A 22,949-nucleotide genomic window follows, 5' to 3' on the forward strand; every position below is an offset into this window, starting at 1 on the left:
TTTGCAACCATGTGCAAAAAAATATAAAAAAGTTTGTCAGTGGCCTGATAGGAAAAGACAAAGCCGGCTTGTTCAAGCCATGATAGATCAAAATATGAGAGGGAAGAACAAGAGAAGAGGTGAACGAGTGGAAGCGGCTAGATCAGTCTGTTAGCGTATCCTAACCTTAGGTTGTGCAATGCAAATGTCCGTTTTACAGATGGCAATGCAGGGTAAAAAGTAACCCTTGGCCTGCTCTTGTGTAGTGAGACCTCGAGGTATTTTTGCGCCATAGTCTATCTCTCCGGCTAATAACTTCGTTAAGCAAATACCACAGACGCCATTATCACAGGCGTGTCTAATGGGGACTTGTTGAGCCAATAAGGTTGTGAGAATTGTGTCTTCTAAAGCACACTCTAGGTAGCGAGGAGGATGCAAAAAACTGAGCTGAATGCGTTTCATCTGGGGCAAGATGCTTTTCCTTCTGTTAATCTTCTATTAACTTTAACATGATAAAAATGCTGCAGTGCCATGAGGCGATTGTGCATCGAATAATAATGACAACGGATCCTAATCAATACAATGACAGAGCCAAGTAAAAAAACCTTATTGGTGGTTGATGATGACCAAGATATTCGTCAGCTATTGTGTGATGCGTTATCACAGAAAGGCTATCAAGTGAGAGAGGCCGAAGATGGTCGTCAAATGTGGGCGCATCTAGAAGCGGAAGCTGTGGACTTGGTGTTAATGGACTTGTACTTGAAAGAAGAAGATGGGTTGAGTTTAGCGCGTGAGGTTCGAGAGCGATTTGTCATGCCCATCATGATGCTTACTGGGAAGGGAGATGAAACCGATCGGATTCTGGGGTTAGAGCTGGCCGCGGATGATTACATGATGAAGCCCTTCAACTTGCGTGAGTTGACCGCTCGTATTCATGCTTTATTGCGCCGTTCGTTTCAAGCGCCTCCCGCCGACGTTCATGCGGTTAATCAAGATCACGAATGTTTGCGTTTTGGTTCATGGGTATTGGATCTCACCGCGCGTTTGTTGCAAGATCAAGAGGGCAAATTGGTCACTTTGACGTTGGGGGAATTTTCTTTGTTGGAAGTGCTGGCACGTCACCCAGATCGAATTTTCACTCGTGAGCAATTGATTGAACAAAGTCGAGGATTAGAAACGGAAGTGTTTGATCGTACCGTCGATGTGTTGATTTTGCGCCTCAGACGTAAAATCGAATCCAATCCGAAAACCCCTGAATTCATTAAAACACAACGTGGTCTTGGGTATTTCTTTCAAGGCCCAGTGCGAGTGAGCTGATGCGTTTTGTCAGTATTCGTCAAAAAGCCTCTCTGTCTATGTTGGCCATCAGTGTGGTGGCCTTTTTCATGGTTGGCATTGGCTGGCAATCTATGCGAGTCAGTGAAGCTACTTTGTCTGAATTCGAATCTGAAACGCTCCCTGAAATCAGCACCTCGCTCACCTTAGCGGAAGGCGTGGCGCAGCTGGCCGCGATTGCGCCTTATACCGCCGGTTCTGGACGTCCTTTTCAACTGCAAACGGAATCTGAGCGAATCCACCGTCGCATTCTTGAGTTACGTGGCGTCGCCGATAGCTTAATGAACTCAGAGTTTCAGGTGGACATAGACAAGCGTTTGGATGACTTGCAGGCAACCCTAGAGGAGTTGGTGGTGTTGGTCCGAGAAGAGTTGTACTTGCGAGAAGATGGCTTAGCACAACAATTTCGCATTCGTCAGCTATTGCCCTCTACCAACACAGTCGATATCTCCAATCAACAGGGATTAACTTGGTTATTGCAATTATTAGAAGCCCCTAGTTTGTTACCTGAGCGTATTGCCAATACCTTAAAACTGTCCCAGCAGGGTGCTGATGTGACTCGTATTGCACAGGATTTGTTGCAGGCTCATCAGCGCTTAAATGAGATACAAGAAAGAAAGAATTATTTGCTCATTGCCATACGGGCGAAGTCCGAACAATTGAGTCAGCAAGTGAGTGACTTTGTGGGGGGGTTACAGAAAAAAGTGAGTCGCCAGCGTCAGGAGGTCTCGTCTTTTGTGGCCACAGGGCAAATTTGGATCATGGGTATTTCATTGTTTTTATTGTTAGGTCTGGCACGACTTTATTGGTACAGCCAGCGTATGACCAAAGACTTAGGTGTGGTGACCAACAATATGGAGCAATTGTCTTTAGGAAAAGTAGATTCTGAGCGAGCTTTGATTCGTCGTAATGATGAGATTGGCACCTTGGCAGACACCTTTGATGTGTTTCGCCAAGATGCTTTACGACGCATTGAGGTGACCGCGGAACTGTCAGAACAGAAGCATTTGCTCGAAACCATTTTTGACAATATGAATGATGGTTTGAGTGTGTTCTCAGCCAAAGGTCAGCTGGTGGCTTGGAACCTAGGCTATCAAAAGTTATTTGATTTATCCGATGATGATTTGCACATCGGAATGCCGATTAATGATGTACAAAACCTGATTAACCGAGGAGAGCATAAAAACCTTAATTTAGAAAACCAGCAAGTACACATGGATGAGGTAAACCTGTCTCGTCATCTTAAAGTGCAAAGTTTTGAGCGTCATTTTGATTCCGGCAAGATTATTGAATTTCGCTCTAAGCCTATGCCGGAAGGTGGTTTTGTGACCTTGTATACGGATCTAACGGAGCGTAAAAGTGTGGAAAGCCAATTAAGACAGGCTCAAAAGATGGAGATGCTTGGTCAATTAACTGGTGGCGTAGCCCATGATTTTAACAATCTTCTGGCGGCGATCATGGGCAATCTGCAAATGTTGTCCGATTCTCAACCACAATCAGCTGATCAGGCAAGGTACATAGACAGAGCCTTGGTGGTAGCGGAGAAAAGCAGTAACTTGGTGCAGCGATTATTGGCATTCAGTCGGCGTCAGCAGCTCTTTCCTGTGTTGATTGCTGTAGATGATTTGATTGAAGGTATGTTGGATTTAGTGGAATACAGTGTTGGGTCTCATATCCAGATTGACAGCGATTTGCAATGCCCAAATGTGGTTAGTTTGATAGACCCATCGCAACTTGAAAATGCACTTTTAAATCTGGCTTTAAACAGTGCCAGTGCTATGCCGGACGGTGGGCGTTTGGCTTTTTCGACCAAAACCTGCACTTTGCCAGACAGCGATACGCCTGCTATCCGTATTCGTGTCGAAGACTCGGGCGAGGGGATTTCCGAAGAAGTAATAGGTCGTATCTTTGAACCCTTTTTTACCACTAAGCCGGTGGGCAAGGGCAGTGGTTTAGGTTTGAGTATGATTTATGGCTTCGTAAAGCAAAGCGGTGGTGAAATTAAAGTCACCTCGGAACCTGGTAAGTGGACTCGAGTGTGTTTATTTCTACCACAACAAATACAGCCTGTGGCGATTGCTGATCAAACCATAGAGCCGCAGTTGGCAAGAATCCATCTGCTAGAACAGAGTTTAGTTTGGCTAGTGGAAGATGATGAAGAAGTGTGTCGAGTGATGCGCGAGCAATTGGAAAAAATGGGGCTCATCGTGCAAACGTTTGATTGCGCTGAAACCGTGCTAATGGCGTTACAGAAGGCGATTTTGCCAGAGGCTATCGTGTCGGACGTAAACTTATCGGGTGCGATGAATGGTGTTGAGTTAGCGCATCACATCAAAGAGCAGGAGTGCGCTTTCCAAGGGGATATTTTATTAATGTCTGGTTTGCCAAAAGATGAGTTAGAACAAAAATATCACCTAAAAAGTAATGATTTGTTTATTTCTAAGCCCTTTACAATCAAGCAGTTAGAGAAAATTATCCAGATCAGTCGCTGAAATATTACAAATATTACAATAAAAAATGAAAATTGAAATTATTCGTTAGTTTTTACACTTCATATTATTGGCAAGGAACTAAAGGTTCCTGAGTGGCATCAATGCCAATAATAAAAACAAAAGATTGGAGTTACAGAACAATGAAATTCATGAAGCAATTTTCTGCCAAAAAATTGGCGTGCTTGATCGCTGCAACCAGCTTATCTAGCGTAGCGGTAGCCGAAACCCCTATCATAGGTTTGATCACCAAAACCAATACCAACCCATTCTTCGTTAAAATGAAAGAAGGCGCACAAGCCAAAGCACAAGAGCTTGGTGTGGAGTTGCGTACTTTCGCTGGCCGTTACGACGGCGACAATGAAACCCAAGTACAAGCTGTTGAGAATCTAATTTCAGCGGGTGCGAAAGGCATATTGATCACCCCAAGTGATACCTCTGGTATTGTGCCAGCCATTCAAAAAGCTCGTGATGCTGGTTTGTTGGTCATTGCTTTGGATACGCCTTTAAGTCCAGCGAACGCTGCTGACATGACCTTTGCCACTGATAATTTTAAAGCCGGTGAAATGATTGGCATGTGGGCAAAAGCGAAAATGGGCGATAAGGCCAAAGACGCGAAAATTGCTTTATTAGATTTGAACAGCAGTCAAATTACTGTTGATGTAGCGCGTGACCAAGGTTTCTTGAAAGGTTTTGGTATTGATCTAAAAGACCCGCGTCGTAATGGTGATGAAACGGATCCTCGTATTGTTGGTAATGATGTAACTCAAGGGTCAGAAGAAGGTGGTCGCCGAGCGATGGAAAACCTACTTCAAAAAGACCCTGAAGTGAATTTGGTATACACCATTAACGAACCGGCAGCAGCCGGTGCTTATGAAGCGTTGAAATCCTTCGGTCTGGAAAAAGATGTGCTGATCGTTTCGGTCGATGGTGGTTGTCCTGGTGTACGTAACATCCGCGACGGTGTGATTGGCGCTACCTCTATGCAATTCCCTCTCAAAATGGCCTCCGAAGGGGTAACAGCGATTGTTGAGTTCGCTAAGTCGGGCTCACGTCCAACTGCTTCTGATGGCCTAGACTTCTTCGATACTGGGGTTCAACTTATTACAGATGAACCAGCCAAAGGCGTGCAATCAATCAGTTCGAAAACTGGTTTGAGTATGTGCTGGGGCTAACCCCATTTCAATGATAGTTGGGCAAAAAGAAGGTGCCCGCTTTTGCCGTTAGCCGTCATGGGCTAACGGCTGTTTTCCTGTCTGGAGTAGTCTATGAGTTCAACCGACACAAAACCCTCTTCGCCTGTGCTTGAGCACGATAAAGTGGCGGATCAAGCGCAAACGTATGTTGCCAGTTTCGAACATCGTGCAACCTTATTAGAGCGTTTTAAAAAGTTTCTGCATCATTACCCTGTTGCCGCACCAAGCATTGTACTAATCCTTGCTATTGTGGCCTTTAGCATGATTATTGGTGGCCGCTTCTTACACCCATTTAACTTGTCACTGATTTTGCAGCAAGTGACCATCATTGGTGTGATTGGTGTTGCACAAACCCTGATTATTTTAACCGCGGGCATCGACCTCTCAGTTGGTGCCATTATGGTGTTGTCGTCTGTGGTGATGGGACGGATGGCAATGGACTATGGCTTTGAAGCCTGGTTGGCATTATTGATTGGTATTGGTGTGGGTGCCGTTACTGGATTTATTAATGGCTTGCTGATTACTCGCATGAAATTGCCGCCATTTATTGCCACTTTAGGCTCTTGGAATGTATTTTTTGCGTTAAATCTTTGGTATTCCAAAAGTGAAACTATTCGCTCACAAGACATCAGTGCCGCTGCGCCTTTATTACAGTGGTTAGGCGAGACGGTTAACGTTTTCGGTGCCAGATTAACCTATGGTTCTCTGCTGATGTTAGCTCTGTTTTTTGTCATTTGGTATGCCTTGAATTGGACTTCTTGGGGACGCCATGTTTATGCCACCGGAGATGATCCTGCCGCGGCGAAATTGGCCGGTATTCGTACGGATCGTATTTTATTATCTGTATACATCTTAGCAGGTGTGGTGTGTGCAATTGGTGCTTGGGTATTGATTGGTCGTATTGGCTCTGTCAGTCCTCAGGCGGGTTATACCACTAACTTGGACAGTATCACCGCGGTAGTGATAGGTGGTTGTAGTCTGTTTGGCGGGCGGGGTTCTATCTACGGTACTTTGATCGGAGCCTTGGTCGTCGGTGTGTTTCGGAATGGCTTGGCGCTCGCTGGTGTGGATGTCTTATGGCAAGAGTTCACCGTGGGTATCTTGATTATCGTCGCCGTTGGTGTCGATCAGTGGATTCGAAGAGGGACAGCATAATGACAGTCGATTACAACCAAACACCGGTTTTGCAAACCAAAAATCTAGTGAAACGCTATGGCAGTGTCACGGCCATTGATCATGCGGACTTTGAGCTTTATCCCGGTGAAATTCTCGCCGTCATTGGGGATAACGGAGCGGGAAAATCGTCTCTGATAAAAGCCTTGTCTGGGGCACTCACCCCAGATGAAGGGGAAATCTTATTGGATGGCAAACCTGTGCACTTCAATTCACCGATGGAAGCCAGAGCTCTGGGTATCGAAACGGTTTATCAGAACTTAGCTGTGTCGCCTGCGTTGAATATTGCCGACAATCTTTTTCTAGGTCGTGAGTTGCGCAAACCGGGTATCTTGGGGTCAGTATTTCGCATGCTGGACAAGAAAGAAATGGAAAAGCGCGCCCGTGAAAAAATGGCAGAGTTAGGCCTGATGACCATTCAAAACATCAGTCAAGCGGTTGAGTCATTATCGGGTGGTCAGCGTCAAGGTGTTGCGGTAGCTCGATCCGCGTTGTTTGGTAGCAAGGTCGTGATCATGGATGAGCCAACGGCAGCGCTGGGTGTGAAAGAGTCACGTCGCGTACTCAATTTGATCAAAGAGGTACGAGACCGTGGTTTGCCCATTATTCTGATCAGTCATAACATGCCACATGTGTTTGAAGTCGCTGACCGTATTCATATTCATCGGTTGGGTAAACGTACCGCAGTGGTGACACCCGAATCACATTCCATGTCGGATGCCGTCGCGATTATGACTGGGGCCATGGAAGTCGATGAATCAGAGAGTGCAGCTTAATTTGATCCGTTGGGTCGGATGTGATTTGTGATGACAAAGGACAAAAGGTAAAAGCGTGTCAGATTAACATTAAGCCTCTGTTTTGTTCTTATGGTGAGTAAGGCAAAATAGGGGCTTATTTTATCCTGCCATGGTAGAGGGCATTTCATGAAAGCAATCATCAACCTTATTCGCTGTGGTTTTGTTCAGCTGCGTACAAGCTGGATGATGCGGCGCGTATTGCCGAGTGGCATGGCTGTATTGCTTTGTGCGACCTTGGTCTTACCTATTTCGTCTCAATCGTCTGAGCCACAACCGCTTAGATCCATTGGCATTAGTGTGGCGGATTTAGGCAACCCTTACTTTGTTAAGTTAGTGGATGCTGCAACCAGCAAAGCTCAAGCTTTGTCGAACGGTCCGGTGAAAATGCTGATTCGTTCCGATGCTTATGATTGGCAAAGACAGATAGAGCAACTAAACGACTTCATTGAACAAGATGTGGATTTAATTGTGTTAACCGCCGCCGATGAGTACAAGGTGGCGCCGGTTGTGGCAAAGGCTCAGCGTGCGGGGATTAAAGTCATTGCCGTGGATGTGAATGCCGATGGTGCGGATGCCACTATCACTACGGACAATGTTCAAGCAGGTGTGATCGCGTGCGAAAGGCTAGCGAAGAAAACCGGTTACCAAGGTAACTTTGTAATCATCAATGGTGTGTTGGTGTCGTCCGTGATTGAACGTGTGGCGGGGTGTAAATCTGCCTTGAACAAGTACCCTAATATTCGTCTTCTCAGTGACCGTATGAATGGGACAGGCAGTGTAGAGGGGGGAATGGAAGCCATGACCTATCTGATGGAAGAGTATGACCATATCGATGCAGTATTCAGTATTAATGATCCTACAGCCTTGGGCGCACTCAGGGCGGCGAAACAAGCCCAGCGTGATGAATTTTTATTGGCCTCGGTCGATGGTGCTCCTTTTGCCGAAGATCTGATTAAGCAGCCGGATAATCCTTGGATTGCTACGGCGGTTCAGCGTCCGGTACAAATGGCTGAAAAAGCCATTGAAATTGGCATGGACTTGTTAGCCGGTAAAGACGTTCCTCAACGGTTTATTTTGATCCCAGCAGTATTGGTCGAGAAAAACTAGCTTACGACCTGATTGGCCTTTCAATGTAACAATAGTAAGCTATTGTTCTTCATCATAAAGGGCAAAAAATGGATTCCTCATCTGTCGTAACGCAAATATTTAATACGGTCTTTCCTCTGACCTGTATTGTTGTCATTGCTTTTCTGTATGCGCGTGTCCGTCCAACAGACATGACGGTCGCGAATCGACTCAACATCAGTGTGTTTGCACCTGCGCTGATTTTTTCTGTTATGGCTTCCAAAGAGTTCCATATTGCTCTCTATTTAGATTTGATGCTGGCGGCAGCCGTGGTGGTACTCGGTTCAGGGTTATTGGTGTGGCCGTTGTGTAAGTGGTTAAAAGTGTCGCCAAAAACCTTGGTGCCACCAATGATGTTTAATAACAGTGGTAACTTAGGAATCCCGCTGATTTTATTGGCCTTCGGTGAATCGGCTTTGCCAATTGCCGTGGTGCTATTTCTAACTGAAAACTTACTGCATTTTACCGTGGGTATATACCTCCTTAATCCAAGGTCCAACCCGCTGAATGTACTGAAAATGCCGATGATCATTGCGACCATGTTAGGCCTGGTTTGGAGTTTACAGGGTTGGGAAGTGATGCCGGCGATGAAGGTCACAGTAGATATGTTGGGGCAAATTGCCATCCCATTAATGTTGTTTGCATTGGGTGTGCGCATGACTAGTGTGGATCTTAGCCAGTGGCGACTAGGGGTCATTAGCGGATTTTTATGTCCATTGAGTGGAGTGATTGTGGCTTTTGTATGGCAAGCCACGGTGGGCGTGTCAGAGGAATACTTTGGTTATTTACTTTTGTTCGCGTGCTTGCCTCCTGCAGTATTGAATTACATGGTGGCTGAGTTATATCAACAAGAACCCCATAAAGTGGCGTCGATTGTGTTGATCAGTAATTTAATGAGCTTGGCGATCGTGCCATGTGTTTTGTTTTATGTGCTTTAATGATCCTTCGTTGTGTAGCCTTATTGAGCGGGAGTAAAAGACATGATGGTTCAGCTTGGCTTGATTGCATTGTTGGTGGTTGTCTATTTTATTTTGTCGCGGTTTTTAAAATCCAGTGTGGCATTATTAGGGCGCAGTAAGTCGGTTAGTGACGTGAGAGTGTCTTATGTATCGAAGATGTTACATCTCGGCTTTACCGCGATTTTTGTGTTGCTGATTTGCTTGGTGTTAGGCATAGGTTATGGTCAGCTAGCCATCTTCTTTTCATCTGTGTTTGCCGTTGTGGGGGTCGCCCTGTTTGCCCAGTGGTCTATTTTAAGCAACATTACGGCGAGCTTAATCATTTTCTTTGGCTTTCCTTATCGCGTCGGAGATTGGGTCAAGGTTGTGGATAAAGACGATGAAGTTTTGGGTCAGATACTCGAAATCTCTAGTTTTCATGTCATCATTCAGCGCTTGTCTGGGGATGTTGTCACTTACCCAAATAGCCTGATTTTGCAAAAGGCAGTGATACGCTTTTCATCACAAGAAGCGGCAATGGCAGCCAGTCAATTTCATCAAGACAAAAAGAAAACGCTCACCACAGAAGATAAGGTAGAATAAGAAAAAATAGCGCATCTGGCTAAAAAGTGTTCAATTTTTCATGCTTGAGTTGGTTTTGTGTCATACTTAGAGGCTTCCACCCTATCGAAAGGAGGCTAAAGTGAAATCAGATCCTGAAACTTTGTTAAAAAGTCACGGAGAGCTCGTACAGTCTGATGCCTTAAAAGTGAAGTCCCATGTGCAAAGATCACAAGAAGATTGGATTCTCCACACCTTGATGATCGAGGGTTATGATGTGCCGTTTCGTTTTAAGCGCCAAGGCAAATATCGAACGCTTCGCGGTGCTCGTGTCAACTTGACCTACTATCCCGCGCAGGAGATTGTGGCTGGTATTCCCGTTGAAATTATGAAAGTAGTTCGTGTCAAACGTACCTAACTTGCTCGTGTGAGCGCTTATTTTTGCTTTAAATCCTAACGATATGAACTTAATATGACTGCGCTTGTCTTTGAAGCGGGTACATTAGTTTGATTATTAGGTGTAAGTGTCATGGAAATGAGTCGTTCGAGTAACTGGCTAGCGTTGATGAAACGAATTGAGCGCAGTGTCTGGTTCCAAGGTTTTATCATCAGTATTATTATTGTTGCCGCGCTCACGGTTGGGGCAAAAACCTATTCGTTGCCTTATGGCGTGGAAGCGGCCATCAATTATTTAGATGCCTTTATTACCGTTTTTTTCCTCGTTGAGATCAGTTTGCGTTTTATTGCATGCGACGATAAAAGACGCTTTTTCCGTGACCCTTGGAACATTTTCGATACTGTCATTGTGGTGGGCAGTTTAATCCCCGTGTCTGATACGGAAATGATCTTAGTGGCACGTCTGTTGAGAGTATTTCGTGTTTTGCGTCTGGTTTCCATCATTCCGGATCTGCGCTTTTTGATCAATGCGCTACTCAAAGCCATTCCAAAAATGGGATACATTGCTTTATTGATGTTCATCATCTTTTACATCTTTGCTGCGGTTGGTTCTATTTTCTTTCATCAAGTGAATGAAGAGTTATGGGGAGACATTGCTATTTCCATGTTGACCTTGTTCCGTGTTGCGACGTTCGAAGACTGGACGGATGTGATGTACGAAACCATGACAGTGTACCCATTCAGCTGGATCTTCTATATTGTCTTTATCTTCCTAATGGCCTTTGTGTTCTTAAACATGATGGTGGGTGTGGTGTTGGATGTAATGACCCGGGAAACCGCGCAAGAAGAGCACGAGAACCAGGAAAACCATCATCAGGCTTTGGTGACACAAATAGCCGAATTGCAGGCTCAAATCGCTCGCTTGGCGGATAAAATCGACGAGCAACAAGATCGAAAAGATTAGGCGTTCATTTCAAGGTGATCGTTAAGTGGCGCGCTGGTTAACTTTCTTGAGCCAGCGGCCACCGAATGTATTGAGTATTAATCCAAGCAGTACAATTAAAATCCCCATCCATTGCATCATACTGACGGTTTCAGACAGAAAAATCTCCGCTGAGGTGAGGCCGACAACGGGTACGCCTAAAGTTAACGGTGCCACGGTTGCCGCAGGGTAACGAGACAGTAAATAACTCCATAGACCATAACCCGCTAAGGTTGCAAACAGCGATAAATACGCCAGCGTCGCGATGGTTTTTAGATTCAAATTGACGATATTGCTCCACATAACATCGCCACCGTCGATAAAATACGCACAGATAAAGAAGGGGACGGGCGGCACCCAGCTAGACCAAACGATCAGGTTTAAATTGGCATCGTAGCCTTTTCGGCTGATGACTTTGGTAAAAATATTCCCCAGTGCCCAGCTAGATCCTGCGGCTAAGGTCAAGCCAAAACCAAGTGCGGTCATGGTGGTGTCTTCGTTGTCTAATCCGATTACAGCTAAACCGCCAATGGCGATGCCAATTGCGAGTACTTGGTAGGGCCGAACCGTTTCTTTCAACAATAAAATAGCGAACAGCAGAGTGAAAATCGCCTGAGATTGCAGGACCAAAGACGCAAGCCCTGCTGGCATACCAAATGACATGGCGCTGAATAAAAACGCAAATTGCCCGAAGTTCAATGACAAGGCATAACCAATACACCAAAGTAGTGGCGTGTTGGGACGAGAGAAAAAGAAACAGCCAATCATACCGATGACGAGGAAACGCAATCCGCCTAACATCATCGGTGTAAGTTCATCTAAACCCCAACGCATGACGATAAAGTTAAAGCCCCAAGCGATGATAATAATCAGCGCCAAAAACATATCTTTGCGAATCATGTTGAGTCCTTAATCGTACCATGGTGAGGCGAAAAGTAAGCCAACCACTTTACGTGTTTTCGATACGCTTGCACATGGACAGATCAAGGAAGAATGAAGGACACAGATACAAAAACAGACCAGTTTGTGTATCTGTCTGAGTGAAGATGTCTAAGGCAATCCCGTCATCAGTAGTTTAATACCATATGAGACACTGACTAAGGTCACAAACCCGACTAGGTAGAAGAGTAAAAACCACTGCCACGACTTGAATTTGGCGATTTTTTCTTTCAGGCTTTTTAATGGCATTAGTAACCCTCCTGATAATCTTCCACCTTGCCAGAAAAAACGCGATAACCCCATAAGGTATAAGCACAAATTAATGGCACGAAGATGCAGATACCGGGCAGCAAGAAGAGCAAGCTGCTGTCTGGCGATGCGGCTTCCATAAAGGTGAGTTGTCTTGGTATCAGATATGGAAACAAACCGACGACAAGACCAGCAAAACCCAGTAAAAATAGCGTGGCGGCATACCAAAATGGTCGCCCTTCATGATGAACGACGCCAGCTGAATGACGGTTTAAATCTCTCCAAGCCAAAACCGCGACCACCAAGGTGATGATAGGTAAGGGCGACAGCCACAAGAAATTCAAACCAGAAAACCAACGTTGACGAATGTCTACTTGGTTTGCCACTGTCCATAAGCTCACGATCACCATGGCTAGGATAGTGATCAACAAGAGTTGTTTGCCGAGTTTCGCGGCGTGATTTTGAATACGCCCACGACTTTTCATAAACAAATAACAAGCGGCTAATAGAGCATAACCCGCCATGACAGCAAAACCCGTTAATATAGAGAAAGGCGTTAACCAATGCAGACTGGATAGGCTGTCGACACCGACGGGCACGCCTTGAACAATTGAGCCAAGCAGCATGCCTTGGCAAAATGCTGCGATGGCAGACCCAGCGCTAAAAGCGAAATCCCAATAAGGTCGAGAGGTATCGGACTTAAAGCGATACTCAAACGCCACGCCTCGAAAGATCAACGCAAACAGCATGAGCATGATAGGCAAGTAAAAGGTTGAGGTAATGCCAGCATAAGCAGCTGGAAATGCCGCAAACAACACCACACCACCAAAGACTAACCAAGTTTCGTTACCATCCCATACGTGTGAAATAGAGCGCATTAAATGATCACGCTCGCCTTCTTGGTTAAACCAAGGGTAGAGAATGCCAATCCCTAGGTCGAAGCCATCAAGTAACACGTACATAAAGATGGCAAAGCCTAAGACAAGGAAGTAGAAAAGAGCCAAATCCATCATTTATCTCCTTGTTCTATTGTTGGTTGATCTTTTGTTTTTAGCGACTTAACCCAAGCCAATGCGTAGCCCGGCGCTTTCATACCAATCAGTTGCTGCTCTAATGTTTCCATTGATGGCGGCCCTTTCTTAATCAGCTTGCGCATGAAATAGAGGTAAACGCCAATGAGCAAACTGTAAATGATGACAAACATGGTCAAGGTAAACAGCACACGTTCTGGAGGAAGCGGCGATACGATCTCAGACGTTCTAACGAGGTTGTAGACAATCCAAGGTTGACGACCGATTTCCACTACATACCAACCAGCTAACACCGCTATGACACCCATAGGGGTAAATAATGTTACAAGAGACAGGAAGGCTTTGTTTTCATACAAGCGACCTTTACGACGTAATAACAGGGCGAGTAACGCGATGCCGATCATGCCAAACCCAATACCGACCATGACACGGAAAGACCAAAACACTAATGGCACGTTCGGTCTGTCTTCTGGTGGTACCGCTTTTAGGCCTTGCACAGCGCCATCCCAAGAGTGAGTCAGGATCAAGCTACCTAGGTTTGGAATACCGACTTCATAATCGTTCGACTCGCTTTCCATATTTGGCATGGCGAATAACAATAAGGGAACGTTTTCTTCTTCCGCTGGCCAAATGCCTTCCATCGCCGCCAATTTAGTTGGCTGATGTTCTCTTACGTTCAAACCGTGCATATCACCAATCCAAGCTTGCAGAGGCGTTAACACCAAGGCAAACCACATACACATGGACAGACCTTTTTTCGCAAAAGGAATGTTTTTCTTTTTCAACAAATAATAAGCGCTAATACCAGCCACCACGAAAGTCGCGGTAATGAGTGACGCCACCACCATATGAGTAAGGCGATACGGCATAGATGGGTTGAAGATCACTGCCATCCAGCTTTCGACTTCAAACTTGCCGTCGATGATCTTGTAGCCTGTTGGTGTTTGCATCCAAGAGTTCGCCACAATGATCCAAAAGGCTGAAATCCAAGTACCTACCATCACGGTGAGCGTCGCGAAGAAATGCAATTTGCGACCCACTCGTTGCCAGCCGAACAGCATGACGCCAAGGAAACCGGCTTCCATGAAGAAGGCGGTCAGTACTTCATAGGCCATCAATGGCCCAAGTACCGCCCCGGTAATTTCCGAGAACTTGGAAAAGTTAGTCCCAAATTCATAGGACAAGACGATGCCAGACACCACGCCCATACCAAAGGTAATCGCAAAGGGTTTGATCCAAAACTTGGCCAGCTGTAAGTAATAAGGGTTGTGCGTTTTAAGCCATAAGCCTTCCCAAATGGTAATCAGCGTCGCCAAACCAATGGTGATGCTGGGGAAAATAATGTGAAAGCTCACCGTAAAAGCAAACTGTATGCGAGATAAGATGGCGACGTCGAGGTCCATAATGGCTCCCTTAGGTGTAAGTCAGCGTTAAGAGACATTGGTAAAAATTAGGCGTTTCTCTTAACGCTTCGCGTACGCATTTGCTGTAAAGCCAGAGGTAATAGTGCTAAGCCTACAATGCTAAAAAGTGCGATGATTTCGGTCATGAAAAAAACAGTATTCATTGTGTATGCCCCATTAATGCGAAAAATATTGAGATAGATCAATTTGATTGCCTTTTAAATAGCAATCCGTGGGCCAGTTTTTGGTTGATTTTAAGTTTATGATTTTTAAGAATTATTTTTTAACTTTGCACGAAGTGTAAAATTGGTTTACGATTTTTGACTCTTTAAGTGTAAACGAGGTTTACGATTTGCCCCTTTCTCTCATGTTTGAAGTGGCCATGCTGATTTCCAGTGTGTGTGGTGTGCTGGTGGCGGCTTGGTTGTTGTGGCGCGCTCGTAAACAGGGTGATTTACAGGCCTTGGCCGGTTTTGCCATCATGATGGCGATATGGTGTTTTGGTCATGTTGTGCTGTTTCAAGGTTATGAGCAGATCGGGATTTATATCATTTTGGCGAATCCTCTTATGCCAACTTTCTTTCTGCATTTTGCCATTCGATTTGTGAATTCCGGCTCTGTGCATGACGTCATGTTAGATCGATTACTGCAAGTGATTCCTTGGTTTTATCTCACCAGTCTTGCTGTGGTATTACAAAGCTGGTGGATCGGCGCTGGAGATGCGATTAGTACGCTCGACACGCGTTCCTTTTTTATCTTTACCGAGGCAGGTACTTGGAATCTAGCTTATACCGTATTGATTGGTATGTTGGCCCATGGTGTCTTGTTATTTGGTTGGTATTGTCATTCTGGTAATAAAAAGCGCTCTATCTTAGCCATGTTTGGCGTTGGGGCTTGGGGCTTGCTGCTAGCGACAAGCTTTGTGTTTCCTTCCTTTGGCATTAGCTGGTTTCCGTATCCTATGCTCTTGCTGCCAACTTATTTGCTGTTGTTGGTCTACGCGGTGGTGCGCTATCAGATTTTATCGGTGAATGCGTTCGCTAATCGGGCCTTGCTTTGGCTGGCGATGACCTTGGTGATTTTGTGTTTGATTGCGGTGATCAGCGTAGTGTCTGGGCGGCTTGGACTGCAAGCGTTGGCGAATGTACCGAGTTGGCAATTGTGGTTATATTCTTTGCTGATGTTGTTGGTTGCCGCTGTGATTTACCAGCCACTAAATCGAGCCATTTCACGTCTTATTTATCCTGGTACACAACTGAATGAAGCGGTATTGGAAACCTGGTCGAGTCAATTAAAAGAAGCGCAAAGCTGGTCTCATTTGATCAGCATTGGTGAGCACTTACTAGCAAAACAGACCCGCCAAAGTATTCACATTCAGCTGATTATCCAGGATGAACAGAATTCGCAGGAATCGTCTTCACAGAGCAAGTCTCGGTTGGCAATACAGGTTTATAAAGTGGCGTCGGACTGGCGTTTTGTTTTATTAGGTTGGGACGATGCCAGTCCTGGTATGCGACTAACCGCTGAAGTCTTTGGTTCATTGTTCTCAACCAGCTGCGGTTTATTAGAGCACTCCTTAGCCTTGGCAAAAGCTGAGCGAAAACGCCTAGATCAACAGCATCTTGTTGAATTGGGAAGCCTATCAGCCGCGATGGCTCATGAGTTACGGAACCCATTGAATATTATTGCCATGGCCACCTACGATGCGCCTGCTGAAACACGACAACACATTCAAACCCAATTACAACGAGCGGATCGTTTGGTCAGCGACATGTTGGTGTATTCGGGGGGGCTGATTTTACAAAGGAGCAAGGTGCCATTGTGTTCCTTAGTGACGACGGTTTTATCACAAGCTCAGTTAGACGGTGTTCACTATCAGCTCAACATAGATGACGACATTGAGCTGGAAGCGGATTCGCAGCGCTTGCAGCAAGTCTTTATCAATCTCATCGATAACGCGGTGGCGTTTTTGCGTAACCAAGCGAATGCTAAGCTTGTTATTGAAGCCCGTATTGAAGAGGGCGCGCAAGCGGATTCCAACAAGGTGGTGATTCAGGTACATAACAATGGTCCAAGCATTGATGAACCGTTACAGGGAGACGTGTTATTCCAGCCTTTTGTGACTAAGCGGGCAGGCGGTAGTGGTTTAGGGCTCGCCATTGTGCGTCGTATTGTTGATGCGCATGGCGGTGAAATTCATCATAGACAACATTCGGATTGGCCCGTCACCTTTGAATTGATCTTGCCGCAACAGGCACCTATAGGAAAAGACTCCCATGACACAAAATAAAATTCTCTTAGTCGACGATGAGCCTGCGTTTCGTGAATTGGCGAGTCGCTGGTTGGCCAATCAAGACTATCATGTGAAAGCGGCGGGTAGCCTGGACGAAGCGCGGAAAGCGTTGGCGTCGTTTGATGCGGATTTGGTGTTATTAGACTTGTCCATGCCGCCGCATTTTGACCCGCAAGTAACGCTTGATGCCATGGATGATTTTGCGGGTCGCCCTGTCATTATTATCACGGGCCATGCGGATCGGGATTTGGCACTTAAAGCCATCGAACTTGGCGCATGGGATTTTATCGCCAAACCCATTGATCCAGACATGTTGGCGGTCGTGGTGCGCCGAGCGATTACCAAAACCACGTTAGAGCGGGAATTAAACCAGCTCAAACAATCCACGCAACAAACCCAAGGCGCGGCGTCTTATATTGGGCATTCCGCCAGTTCGCAAAAAATTCGCGCCTTGATCGAACGCATTGCACCAACAGACGTGCGTGTTTTAGTCACTGGGCCATCGGGCACGGGCAAAGAAGTGATTTCACGTACCTTGCATGACTTAAGCCACCGAGCGAGCAAAGCGTTTGTTTCCGTCCATTGTGGCGCGATTCCGGCCGAATTATTAGAAAGTGAGTTGTTTGGTTATGTGAAAGGCGCGTTTACTGGGGCGGAAAAAGACAAAGTAGGCTTACTGAGCTTGGCGGATGGCGGCACATTATTCCTTGATGAAATTGGCGAAATGCCACTGGCGATGCAAGTCAAACTGCTGCGAGTATTGCAAGAAGGCACGTTTTTCCCTGTTGGCGGACGAGAGCAAAAACACATCGACATTCGTGTTATTTCAGCAACTAATGCGGATTTATTGGAGAAAGTTCGTGAGGGTAGCTTCCGAGAAGACCTGTATTATCGAATCAAGGGTGTGAACATTGAAACGCAATCTCTTGTTGAGCGGTTAGAGGACGTGCCGGTTTTGCTGCAAGCTTTTTTATCTCGTTTGCAAAGTCAGCAAGCCAAGAATTTACAGCTGAGCCCTGACGCTGTGCAATGGTTTCGCGACCAAGCGTGGCCCGGTAACGTAAGGGAACTCAAAAATGCCCTTGAAAGCGTGGCATCTATTTGCCCTAAAGGCATGATCTCCATGGATGACATTCAGCTACTGTACCCCAATGTTCAGCGAACGAACCAAGCGCAAAACCGTTTTCCTGATACCGAAGGTACACTGGATGAACAAGTAAAAGCGCTTGAGATTCGACTGATTCATCAAGCGCTAGAAACTTGCCAAGACAACCGAACTCAAGCCGCAAAGCAGCTGGGAATTTCACGGCAGGGCTTGATCAAGAAGATAGAAAGATATGGGTTGTGATTGCGACTGATTTGGGGCGCTAGACAGGAACATAACACGTTCGCTCCACGCGCAAGCGCGAAAAGTCGCTGAACTGTGCGATGTTCCTGTCTAGCCAAGTGTTTGTTTTTAAAGGCACTTACTTAAGTGTCATCTGAATTGCCATCTATCCAATCTAAAGCAGAAGCGAGTTCGACGTAGTCTTGGTAGGTTTCTTTTTTGATTTCGTTGAATTCACCTCTGTAATATTCAGCCTCACACCACGCAAGGCCATATGAACCGTCTTTTATGACCAAAGAATTATTATTCTGGAGTATCTTTTCAATTGCTTCATCAATTGGTGTTCTCTTTTTTTTGCTAGAGTGAGAATCAAGAGAAAAAACAGTTTGTTGGAACCCTAAATTATTAAGAAATGGACTTTTAAAATAATCTATCAAATTCAGCTTACTTGGAACTTGAGGTAGAGTTCGCTTTATTTCTTCATAATAGCGACCAAACAGCGTTTCATAACTTTCTATATTAATTGCTATTTGAAGTGTTTCATTATTGTCTTTAAACCTATTTTCGAAAAACTTCTCTAAATTGATATCTTTGTCGTTTCCATCTTTGTATTTAAAGTTTTCCGAAATAATATTTCTAAATAATTCATTATCTTGTTCATTTATGGACAGTAATGTGGTCAGCATTAAAATGTCGATCTTAGAGTCTTTAGGCATATTCGATAGCGTGGCGATGACTCTATCTGCTATTTGGATGGCCGTTCTTGGCTGCATTTTAAACGCATCTAAAATCACAGAAATGTTTCGTAGAGTGACCTTGCCATCTGGGTTGGGAGGTAGAATCTTTATGCCTTTTTTGTCTAAAAAATCACCCGATAACTTCGTGTGATCAACATGGACTTCCAAGAAGCTTTTTAGGTCTGGTGCTTTTAAACTGAAACGGCTGTTAAAGAATCGACCAAGATAAAGTCGCGCATCGAAACCTTCACCATAAATGGCTTTGACCGCGTATTGCAGTTGCTCCGTGTCGGTTGCGACAACAAAGACAATACCTTTAATATCGAAAATATGTTTGATGGTTTCCAGCATTTCTACGGCATAACTTGGACGACAGCGGTCTAACTCATCGATGAAAATAAAGGCTGGGTATTGTTTTGGGCTTTGTGGATTCTTTGCAACGAAAGAAACCCATTCAGCGACACTACTTTTCAAATCATCAATTGCTTGCGACTTCTCTTCATGCTCATCGAGTAAATGCGTCACCGCATCTGCTGCGACATCACTTAAATCGATAAAGTCTTCGTCACCAAAGTACTTCTTAGAAAATGTTTTTATAAGGGCTGGTGCGGCGGCTTTTAATAAGCCAACAACCTTGTTAGGAATTGCAAAATCAGATTTATTTACATCTATACCAGCTTGTTCTCTAAGCTGATTTATCACAGACGATATCACTGTCATCAATGGATCGTCGGAGTAGTCTTGTTGCCATGCATCAATGTACACAGTCGGGAAAGACTTTTTCAAATCTGCTGACCAACGCTTTAGAAAATAGGTTTTCCCTGAACCCCACTCGGAATTGAGATTCAGTACGTAGTTGCGTCTACCTTCGATACCTTCTTGGGTTGAGCCATTAGCTTGACCGATTAAAAATTGTGTTAAGAATCGCGCGTATTTCTCTCGAACGAGCGTGTCTTGTGGAAAGGCCTCATCGTCTATTATTGTAGGGCCAGACCAATCTAGAGTGAATTCTTCAGACATGTTATTGCTTCCTTTTAATAACCAAGTGAATCAAATGCTTTCTTCTATACTTATTTTGCATTATTTCATAAAGGTAAGGGGGAAAAATATGAGCATTAAACCTGGACCAAAGCCAAAAGCAGATTCCACAGGGAAGACAGACAAACGACGCCGAGTGACACCTGAAAATAAAAAGAAACATCCGACATTAAAAGAGCACGATCATGAAAAAGGGAAGTAACGCTCTTAGGCAAGAAGAAACCAAAACAACGTTCAGCGACTTCTCGCGCTGGCGCGTGGGGCGAACGTGTTTTGGTTCTTTCTCATGCACCAAAGTCGACATTTAGAAAAGCTTATCTGCCAATGATTCCCAAGTGTGTGTGTCTAAAGCCGCTGGCGTATTTGAGTCCGTAGCCTAAGGTGCGATCAAAGCCAACGTGCGCGAACCAAATGAGTCCAATAGAAATGCCCAGTTCACTCTTGAGTACTAACCAACTGATGCCAAGACACAAGCCTGGACCGATTAATGAGTGGGTCATGTTGTACAAAACCGCGCCTGTTTTATTGTTTACTGTATAACCTAATATCGCCAAGTCAGGCAGTAAGAATAAAAGAGCGAACAGTTGCCAATTTTGGCCGTATTGAAAATAGGCGATACTGGATAAGGTCAATATTGTCGCGGCTTCGAGCCGTAACATTCCTTTGATATTTCTGTTAATCATCATTTAAAACCTCCAACCAAGGTGAACCGCTGGGAAAAAGCTCACAGCATCACTTTCAAAACGCTCTCCATCAAGAATCACATCGTCATGTTCTAAATTTAGGTCGATTCCCAACCAAGGCGTGATGGTGATGTTTTGTGTGTACATGATGCGATACCCGATTCTTGGACCTAATGATATTTGTGTTCGTGTGGCGGTTTCTTTAGTGGATGTTCGTGTATAGGTGACGTTCGATGAGTTGGCTTCCACGCCAACAAACCATCCAGCATAGTTTCCAAATAAGTAGTCCAGCTTCACGCCGAAGCCTTCAAATTTTACATCGTAGTTTTCATCACCATGAAACGCTTCTGGCATCTCTAAGCCAAATAAACCTATATCAAATCGGTAATTTTGTTGACCGAAACCGAAGTGGACTGAATGTCCAGACAATGCATAGGCAAGCGGGTCAATTTCCACATCGAAAGCCATCGCTTGATGACTTAGTAAAATGGAGGTGCTCAGGAAAAGCGTGTGAGTTCTCATTGCAACTGTTTCTCTTTGTTTGTCGTGATTGAGAGTGTCAGTATGTGTATTCTATGTACAAATAAAAAACAGTTTATTTTTTAAAATTATTAAAATAAATTTGTGACCTTATAGTTTCTTTTTTACTCATGGCATCATTTCGGGGACATCATGCGGAATTTAAATAATCTTGCGACTTTTATCCAAGTGGCCAAATATGAAAGTGTGACGAAAGCTGCCGCTCGACTGCATTTAACCCAACAGGCGGTGTCTCATCAAATAAAGAAGCTGGAAGAGGAACTTGGTGTGCTGTTATTTAAAAGAGCACATCGAAAAATCTATCTCACTCCAGAAGGTAGGAAGTTGTTGGTCACAGCAGGAAAGTATCTTTCAGGGTTGGAAGAAGAAATGCTTAAGATTAAGCAAGATTCAGGTTGCTTATTTGGTAGCTTGTCCATTGGCTGTACGATGGAATTGGCAACTTTACTACTGGCTCCGGTGATCGTGACTTTTAAGAAACAGCACCCTCAAGTGAAGATTGAACTTGAGCTACACGATGATGCTATGACGGTGAATAAAATCGTACATGGCAAAACGGATATTGGGGTGGTGGTCTTTTCCTCTGATACACAATTATTGGATATTCAGCCATGTCGAACAGAGAGATTTGTTACGGTTGCGAATCATGAATTTTTAGATGCGCATGAAGACATTACCGATCTTAAACAGATTGTTGATCTTGATATCATAGACTATCAAATGGACTGTCCGTCTATGAAAACCTGGTTAGGAAAAAACGATAAAAAATTGGTGAAATTGCTAGAAGTGAAAACGGCATCTATATCGGCCAATGATGATCGACTGATAAAAGAATTTGTCATGTCGGGTCTTGGTATCGCCAATGTGCCAAAAATGTTAGTTGAAGAAGAACTGGCTAATGGAGAGGTCGTAGAAATATTACCGAACGCCGAATCCATTTCAGCAGGAATCGATTTGGTTACTATGAAAGATCGAGTTCTTCCTGCGCATATTGTGGCGTTTATCGAGCATGTGAAAACGTCAGTTTAACCACGTTATTCGTTATGTTATCTGACAAAATTTTGCGTTTGTATCTGTATCGTTTTATTGCTTTAGCTAATTGAGTTGTACATTCAGATATTAGTTTTACTCAGTAATGATAACGACATTGAACAATATAGAGAGTATTGCCTTGGACGCCATAAACTAAACGATGTTCTCTATCGATTCGTCTTGACCAATAGCCTGACCAGTTGTGCTTTAAAGGTTCTGGGTCACCTAGGCCTTCAAAAGGTTGGCGGGTCACATCTTTGATGAGAGTGTTGATCCGTTTCAGTATTTTTTTATCTTTTTGTTGCCAATAAAGGTAATCGCTCCATGCGTTTTCAGCCCAAGATAAAATCATTCTTCAATCAATTCTTTTATCTGTGTTTTACCTGCTTCCACTTCGGCAATGGCATCATTTAAACGAGATGCATTTTTGGGGCTGGCCATAAGATAGGCAGTTTCTTCATACGCTTGAAAGTCTTCTAAGCTTATTAATACCGCAGGCTTTCCGCCTTGGCGAGTGATGATCACGGGTTTGTGATCGTCGTTTACCTTGTCGAGCGTGCTGGCAAGGTTTGTTCTGAATGCAGAATAACTTAACGTATCCATAATAGACTCCATGAGATAAGTACTGATTATTGTACTTGTACTTGTATTTGTACGCAATGTTCTTCTAGGTGAAAAATCCAGGGGGTGATTAAAGAAACAAAAA

Annotated in this window: 24 protein-coding genes; 14 read left to right on the forward strand and 10 right to left on the reverse strand. The window is 44.6% G+C overall.

Annotation, left to right across the window (positions count from 1 at the left end):
• Positions 1-150 precede the first annotated feature (150 nt).
• Complete coding sequence (locus tag ACHUFM_RS16965; RefSeq protein WP_394183780.1) at positions 151-441, reverse strand: 2Fe-2S iron-sulfur cluster-binding protein; 291 nt, start codon at positions 439-441, stop codon at positions 151-153.
• Between the two features lie 120 nt (positions 442-561).
• Between ACHUFM_RS16965 and ACHUFM_RS16970 the strand changes: the two genes are divergently transcribed.
• The 10 genes from ACHUFM_RS16970 (at position 562) to ACHUFM_RS17015 (ending at position 10,953) form a co-directional block, all read left to right on the forward strand.
• Positions 562-1,296, forward strand: coding sequence for a response regulator (locus ACHUFM_RS16970; RefSeq protein WP_394183725.1), 735 nt, complete (start codon positions 562-564; stop codon positions 1,294-1,296).
• Positions 1,296-3,806, forward strand: a complete 2,511-nt coding sequence (locus ACHUFM_RS16975) for a PAS-domain containing protein (protein WP_394183727.1) — start codon at positions 1,296-1,298, stop codon at positions 3,804-3,806. The genes ACHUFM_RS16970 and ACHUFM_RS16975 overlap by 1 nt, the downstream gene beginning before the upstream one ends.
• 140 nt (positions 3,807-3,946) lie before the next feature.
• Entirely contained in the window at positions 3,947-4,978 is a 1,032-nt protein-coding gene (locus ACHUFM_RS16980; RefSeq protein ID WP_113875838.1) for a sugar ABC transporter substrate-binding protein, read from the forward strand.
• 93 nt (positions 4,979-5,071) lie between these two features.
• Complete coding sequence (locus ACHUFM_RS16985) at positions 5,072-6,154, forward strand: ABC transporter permease (protein ID WP_394183730.1); 1,083 nt, start codon at positions 5,072-5,074, stop codon at positions 6,152-6,154.
• Positions 6,154-6,948 (forward strand): ATP-binding cassette domain-containing protein, encoded by a 795-nt coding sequence (locus ACHUFM_RS16990; protein ID WP_394183732.1) that lies wholly within the window; start codon positions 6,154-6,156, stop codon positions 6,946-6,948. Before ACHUFM_RS16985 ends, ACHUFM_RS16990 begins: the two co-directional genes overlap by 1 nt.
• A gap of 147 nt (positions 6,949-7,095) precedes the next feature.
• Complete coding sequence (locus ACHUFM_RS16995; RefSeq protein WP_394183734.1) at positions 7,096-8,076, forward strand: substrate-binding domain-containing protein; 981 nt, start codon at positions 7,096-7,098, stop codon at positions 8,074-8,076.
• A 68-nt stretch (positions 8,077-8,144) separates the two neighbouring features.
• Complete coding sequence (locus tag ACHUFM_RS17000) at positions 8,145-9,032, forward strand: AEC family transporter (protein ID WP_394183736.1); 888 nt, start codon at positions 8,145-8,147, stop codon at positions 9,030-9,032.
• Positions 9,033-9,074: 42 nt separating this feature from the next.
• A complete protein-coding gene (locus tag ACHUFM_RS17005; protein WP_394183737.1) occupies positions 9,075-9,635 on the forward strand; it encodes a mechanosensitive ion channel domain-containing protein in 561 nt (186 codons plus the stop codon).
• A 100-nt stretch (positions 9,636-9,735) separates the two neighbouring features.
• The gene (locus ACHUFM_RS17010) at positions 9,736-10,011 is read left to right on the forward strand and encodes a hypothetical protein (protein WP_113875832.1); all 276 of its coding nucleotides are present in this window, start codon (positions 9,736-9,738) and stop codon (positions 10,009-10,011) included.
• A 111-nt stretch (positions 10,012-10,122) separates the two neighbouring features.
• Positions 10,123-10,953 carry an ion transporter gene (locus ACHUFM_RS17015; RefSeq protein ID WP_394183739.1) on the forward strand — a complete coding sequence of 277 codons (831 nt, stop codon included), beginning with the start codon at positions 10,123-10,125 and terminating at the stop codon, positions 10,951-10,953.
• Between the two features lie 21 nt (positions 10,954-10,974).
• Here the strand turns inward: ACHUFM_RS17015 and ACHUFM_RS17020 are convergent, their stop codons facing one another.
• From ACHUFM_RS17020 to ACHUFM_RS17035, 4 genes are all read right to left on the reverse strand, one after another.
• Positions 10,975-11,871 carry an EamA family transporter gene (locus ACHUFM_RS17020; RefSeq protein ID WP_394183741.1) on the reverse strand — a complete coding sequence of 299 codons (897 nt, stop codon included), beginning with the start codon at positions 11,869-11,871 and terminating at the stop codon, positions 10,975-10,977.
• A 150-nt stretch (positions 11,872-12,021) separates the two neighbouring features.
• Positions 12,022-12,159 (reverse strand): hypothetical protein, encoded by a 138-nt coding sequence (locus tag ACHUFM_RS17025; RefSeq protein ID WP_394183743.1) that lies wholly within the window; start codon positions 12,157-12,159, stop codon positions 12,022-12,024.
• On the reverse strand, positions 12,159-13,169 hold the full coding sequence (cydB, locus tag ACHUFM_RS17030) for a cytochrome d ubiquinol oxidase subunit II (RefSeq protein WP_394183782.1): 1,011 nt from the start codon (positions 13,167-13,169) through the stop codon (positions 12,159-12,161). The genes ACHUFM_RS17025 and cydB overlap by 1 nt, the downstream gene beginning before the upstream one ends.
• On the reverse strand, positions 13,169-14,593 hold the full coding sequence (locus ACHUFM_RS17035; protein ID WP_394183745.1) for a cytochrome ubiquinol oxidase subunit I: 1,425 nt from the start codon (positions 14,591-14,593) through the stop codon (positions 13,169-13,171). The genes cydB and ACHUFM_RS17035 overlap by 1 nt, the downstream gene beginning before the upstream one ends.
• Before the next feature lie 352 nt (positions 14,594-14,945).
• Here ACHUFM_RS17035 and ACHUFM_RS17040 point away from each other — a divergent pair, with 352 nt between their 5' ends.
• Together ACHUFM_RS17040 and ACHUFM_RS17045 are read left to right on the forward strand one after the other, a co-directional pair.
• Positions 14,946-16,883, forward strand: a complete 1,938-nt coding sequence (locus tag ACHUFM_RS17040; protein WP_394183747.1) for a sensor histidine kinase — start codon at positions 14,946-14,948, stop codon at positions 16,881-16,883.
• The gene (locus ACHUFM_RS17045; RefSeq protein ID WP_394183749.1) at positions 16,870-18,234 is read left to right on the forward strand and encodes a sigma-54-dependent transcriptional regulator; all 1,365 of its coding nucleotides are present in this window, start codon (positions 16,870-16,872) and stop codon (positions 18,232-18,234) included. Before ACHUFM_RS17040 ends, ACHUFM_RS17045 begins: the two co-directional genes overlap by 14 nt.
• 122 nt (positions 18,235-18,356) lie before the next feature.
• On the opposite strand, the gene ACHUFM_RS17050 is transcribed toward ACHUFM_RS17045, so the two are convergent.
• On the reverse strand, positions 18,357-19,970 hold the full coding sequence (locus tag ACHUFM_RS17050) for a KAP family P-loop NTPase fold protein (protein WP_394183751.1): 1,614 nt from the start codon (positions 19,968-19,970) through the stop codon (positions 18,357-18,359).
• A gap of 88 nt (positions 19,971-20,058) precedes the next feature.
• Here ACHUFM_RS17050 and ACHUFM_RS17055 point away from each other — a divergent pair, with 88 nt between their 5' ends.
• Complete coding sequence (locus ACHUFM_RS17055; protein ID WP_394183753.1) at positions 20,059-20,190, forward strand: hypothetical protein; 132 nt, start codon at positions 20,059-20,061, stop codon at positions 20,188-20,190.
• A 112-nt stretch (positions 20,191-20,302) separates the two neighbouring features.
• Here the strand turns inward: ACHUFM_RS17055 and ACHUFM_RS17060 are convergent, their stop codons facing one another.
• A complete protein-coding gene (locus ACHUFM_RS17060; RefSeq protein ID WP_394183755.1) occupies positions 20,303-20,674 on the reverse strand; it encodes a DUF4260 domain-containing protein in 372 nt (123 codons plus the stop codon).
• Positions 20,675-21,193 carry a hypothetical protein gene (locus tag ACHUFM_RS17065; RefSeq protein WP_394183757.1) on the reverse strand — a complete coding sequence of 173 codons (519 nt, stop codon included), beginning with the start codon at positions 21,191-21,193 and terminating at the stop codon, positions 20,675-20,677.
• Positions 21,194-21,343: 150 nt separating this feature from the next.
• Between ACHUFM_RS17065 and ACHUFM_RS17070 the strand changes: the two genes are divergently transcribed.
• Positions 21,344-22,240: a LysR family transcriptional regulator gene (locus tag ACHUFM_RS17070; protein ID WP_394183759.1), complete on the forward strand. Its 897-nt coding sequence runs from the start codon at positions 21,344-21,346 to the stop codon at positions 22,238-22,240.
• Between the two features lie 100 nt (positions 22,241-22,340).
• On the opposite strand, the gene ACHUFM_RS17075 is transcribed toward ACHUFM_RS17070, so the two are convergent.
• Both ACHUFM_RS17075 and ACHUFM_RS17080 read right to left on the reverse strand, forming a co-directional pair.
• A complete protein-coding gene (locus ACHUFM_RS17075; protein ID WP_394183761.1) occupies positions 22,341-22,595 on the reverse strand; it encodes a Txe/YoeB family addiction module toxin in 255 nt (84 codons plus the stop codon).
• Positions 22,592-22,846: a type II toxin-antitoxin system Phd/YefM family antitoxin gene (locus ACHUFM_RS17080; protein ID WP_394183763.1), complete on the reverse strand. Its 255-nt coding sequence runs from the start codon at positions 22,844-22,846 to the stop codon at positions 22,592-22,594. Before ACHUFM_RS17080 ends, ACHUFM_RS17075 begins: the two co-directional genes overlap by 4 nt.
• Between the last annotated feature and the right edge of the window lie 103 nt (positions 22,847-22,949).

The organism is Marinomonas posidonica, assembly GCF_043643765.1.
In the GTDB taxonomy this organism is placed as follows: domain Bacteria; phylum Pseudomonadota; class Gammaproteobacteria; order Pseudomonadales; family Marinomonadaceae; genus Marinomonas; species Marinomonas posidonica_A.